4 protein-coding genes are annotated in these 3,553 nt (G+C 71.8%); 2 read left to right on the top strand and 2 right to left on the bottom strand.

Features of this window, described 5'->3' with window-relative positions:
• Positions 1-20: 20 nt before the first annotated feature.
• A complete protein-coding gene (locus tag VIU94_RS32955; RefSeq protein WP_331917153.1) occupies positions 21-1,040 on the bottom strand; it encodes an AAA family ATPase in 1,020 nt (339 codons plus the stop codon).
• Between the two features lie 157 nt (positions 1,041-1,197).
• The gene (locus tag VIU94_RS32950) at positions 1,198-1,746 is read right to left on the bottom strand and encodes a beta-class carbonic anhydrase (protein WP_331917151.1); all 549 of its coding nucleotides are present in this window, start codon (positions 1,744-1,746) and stop codon (positions 1,198-1,200) included.
• A gap of 330 nt (positions 1,747-2,076) precedes the next feature.
• Between VIU94_RS32950 and rsmH the strand changes: the two genes are divergently transcribed.
• Both rsmH and ftsL read left to right on the top strand, forming a co-directional pair.
• Positions 2,077-3,036 (top strand): 16S rRNA (cytosine(1402)-N(4))-methyltransferase RsmH, encoded by a 960-nt coding sequence (gene rsmH / locus VIU94_RS32945; protein WP_331917149.1) that lies wholly within the window; start codon positions 2,077-2,079, stop codon positions 3,034-3,036.
• 16 nt (positions 3,037-3,052) lie between these two features.
• Positions 3,053-3,553: cell division protein FtsL (gene ftsL, locus VIU94_RS32940; RefSeq protein ID WP_414721051.1), on the top strand; the 501-nt coding region annotated here is incomplete at its 3' end.

Raw genomic sequence — 3,553 nt, 5'->3', positions numbered from 1 at the left:
GGCGGGTCCGGCGGCCGCCATCACAGCCGCCGCGCGCCGGGCTGCTGCTGGCCGTAGAGCGGGCCGGCGGGCGGCGCCGCCTGCGGCACCGGGGTGCGCTGGAGGATGTCGCGGACGACCTGCTCGGCGGTGCGGCGGTTCAGCTGGGCCTGCGCGGTCGGCAGCAGCCGGTGCGCGAGGACCGGGCCGGCCAGGGCCTGGAGGTCGTCGGGCAGCACGTAGTCGCGGCCGCTGAGCGCGGCGGAGGCCTTGGCGGCACGCAGCAGGTGCAGCGTGGCACGGGGCGACGCGCCGAGTCTGAGGTCCGGGTGGTTGCGGGTGGCCGCGACCAGGTCCACGGCGTACCGGCGCACCGCGTCCGCGACGTGCACGGTCCGGACCGCGTCGATCAGCTTCACGATGTCGTGGGCGTGCGCCACCGCCTGCAGGTCCTCCAGCGGGGAGACCGCGCCGTGCACGTCGAGCATCTGGAGCTCGGCCTCGGGGCTCGGGTACCCCATCGAGACCCGGGCCATGAAGCGGTCCCGCTGCGCCTCGGGCAGCGGGTAGGTGCCCTCCATCTCCACCGGGTTCTGGGTGGCGACCACCATGAAGGGGCTGGGCAGCTCGTACGTCTGCCCGTCGATGGTGACCTGGCGCTCCTCCATCGACTCGAGGAGCGCGGACTGGGTCTTCGGCGACGCGCGGTTGATCTCGTCGCCGATGACGATCTGGGCGAAGATCGCGCCCGGCTTGAACTCGAAGTCCCGGCGCTGCTGGTCGTAGATCGACACGCCGGTGATGTCCGAGGGCAGCAGGTCCGGCGTGAACTGGATGCGCCGGACCGAGCAGTCGACGGACTTCGCCAGCGTCTTCGCCAGCATGGTCTTGCCGACGCCGGGTACGTCCTCGATCAGCAGATGTCCCTCCGCCAGCAGCACCGTCAGTGCAACGCGTACGACCTCGGGCTTGCCCTCGATCACGCTCTCCACCGACCGGCGGATCCGCTCCGCTGTGGTGGTCAGATCTGAGAGGCTCGCTCGCTCGTCATAGGTCGTCACACGGCCCTCCTCGCCGAAACAGGACACGTCCTCAGTGGTTCCGAGGGGGTGTCACACCGGCATTCTTGTTCGCGCCACCGCGTTGTGTCACTTGCCTGTGGACAAGTGCCGCGGTTATGCCGGGGTTTGCCGTGTTGTGTCGCGCCGTACGGAGGCGCTACGCCGGGTGGATCTCGCGCAGCAGACCCGTCGTCACGTCGAACACGAAGCCGCGCACGTCGTCCTTGTGCAGCAGGAACGGGGAGGTCCGCACCCGCTGCATGGACTGGCGCACGTCCTGGTCGACGTCCCGGAAGGCCTCCACGGCCCACGCGGGGCGCTGGCCGACCTCGTCCTCCAGCTCGTGCCGGAAGTCCTCGGTCAGCGACTCGAGACCGCAGCCGGTGTGGTGGACCAGCATCACGCTGCGGGTGCCGAGGGCCCGCTGGCTGATGGTGAGGGAGCGGATCACGTCGTCGGTGACCACGCCGCCCGCGTTGCGGATGGTGTGGCAGTCGCCGAGCTGCAGGCCGAGCGCGGAGTGCAGGTCGAGGCGGGCGTCCATGCAGGCGACCACGGCGACGTTCAGGACGGGGCGGGCGTCCATGCCGGGGTCGGTGAAGTCGGCGGCGTAGCGCTCGTTCGCCTCGACGAGGCGGTCGGTGACCGTCCCGCCGGTGCGTATGGCGTCGGCGGCGTCGGCAGAGGGGTGCGCGGAGGTCGACATGTCTACGACGGTAGTGGTCACAGCCGGTCGTGGCCCGCTGTGAGAGCGGACAAAGAACGTCAATGAGGCTTGTTGTGAGCTAACCCACAGGCGCGCGCGGAGCGGGCCCAGACGGGTGAGGCGTCCGTTTCGCGGCTCCGTCCCGTCCGCCCCCGGCGACGCGCCAGCCGGTTGATTGACCGTGAAGACCTGTGGACTAAAGTGACGCGCAGTTCACGGAGACATTGCGCGATTTCAGTGGTTTCTCCCCGCGTGGGCGGCGGCTCGTACCGGGGACCCGGCAGTGACCCGACGGTACGGAGCGCCGCGCCGGATTCTGAGAGGGCGGCATTGAGCAACGACCGACACGTCCCGGTGATGCTCCAGCGGTGCCTGGACATGTTGGCCCCGGCGCTGCAGCGGCCGGATGCGGTGGTCGTCGACTGCACGCTCGGACTCGGCGGGCACAGCGAGGCCCTGCTGACCCAGTTCCCCGAGGTGCGGCTGATCGCCCTCGACCGGGACAAGGAGGCGCTGCGCCTCTCCGGTGAGAGGCTCGCCCCGTTCGGGGAGCGCGCCACCCTCGTGCACGCGGTGTACGACGAGCTGCCCGAGGTCCTCGACCGGCTCGGCGTCCCCAAGGTGGACGGCGTCCTGTTCGACCTGGGCGTCTCCTCCATGCAGCTGGACGAGGCCGACCGCGGCTTCGCCTACGCCCAGGACGCCCCGCTCGACATGCGCATGGACCAGTCGACCGGGATCAGCGCCGCCGAGGTGCTCAACACCTACCCGGCCGGCGAGCTGGTCCGGATCCTGCGCGCGTACGGCGAGGAGAAGCAGGCCAAGCGGATCGTCTCGGCGATCGTGCGCGAGCGCGAGAAGGAGCCGTTCGACAACAGCGCCCGGCTGGTCGAGCTGATCCGCGACGCGCTGCCGCAGGCCGCCAAGCGCACCGGCGGCAACCCGGCCAAGCGCACCTTCCAGGCGCTGCGGATCGAGGTCAACCACGAGCTCGACAGCGTCGAGAAGGCGATCCCGGCGGCCGTGAAGGCCGTCCGCGTCGGCGGGCGGGTCGTCGTCCTGTCGTACCAGTCGCTGGAGGACCGCATCGTCAAGCAGGTCTTCGCGGCGGGCGCGGCGACCACCGCCCCGCCCGGCCTGCCGGTGGTCCCGGAGAAGTACCAGCCCCGTCTGAAGCTGCTGACCCGCGGCGCGGAGCTGCCCACCGAGGAGGAGGTCGCGGAGAACCGGCGCGCGGCCCCGGCCCGACTGCGCGGGGCGGAGCGGATCCGGGCGGACGAGCCTTCGTGAGGAACGGGGAAGCGCGGTGACGAAGCAGGGGCCTCTCAAGGGACGGGCCGCGCGGCTGGGGCGGTTCATGCCGTCGGGGCCGAGCACGGCCGCCCGCACCCCCTTCGTCCTGCTCGTCGTCGTACTCCTCGGCGGCGGCCTGATCACCCTGCTGCTGCTGAACTCCGCCCTCAACCAGGGCTCCTTCAAGCTGCGCGACCTCAAGACCCGGACCACCGAGCTGACCGACGAGGAGCAGGCCCTCCAGCGGGACGTGGACGACTACTCCGCCCCCGACGCGCTGGAGCGCCGGGCCCGCGAGCTGGGCATGGTGCCCGGCGGCAGCCCGGCCTTCCTCGACCCCGACGGCCGGGTCCGGGGCGAGCCCTCGGCGGCCTCCGCGCCGCCGCCGGAGCCGTCCCCGACGGCAGGCGGCACGGCCCCGACCGCCCCCAAGCCCCAGCAGACCGCGGGACAGAACCAGCAGAACCGGCAGAACCAGCAGCAGTCCGCGGAACAGACCCCGCAACCCCCCCCC

The sequence above is a fragment of the Streptomyces sp. genome (genome assembly GCF_036566765.1).
GTDB lineage: Bacteria > Actinomycetota > Actinomycetes > Streptomycetales > Streptomycetaceae > Streptomyces.
Note: the sequence above shows the minus strand (reverse complement) of the source record. Positions and strands in the feature narration are given on the sequence as shown.

Coding starts and splice junctions, on each gene's coding strand:
- VIU94_RS32950 (WP_331917151.1), bottom strand. CDS start 1,746: ATGTCGACCTCCGCGCACCCCTCTGCCGACGCCGCCGACGCCATACGC.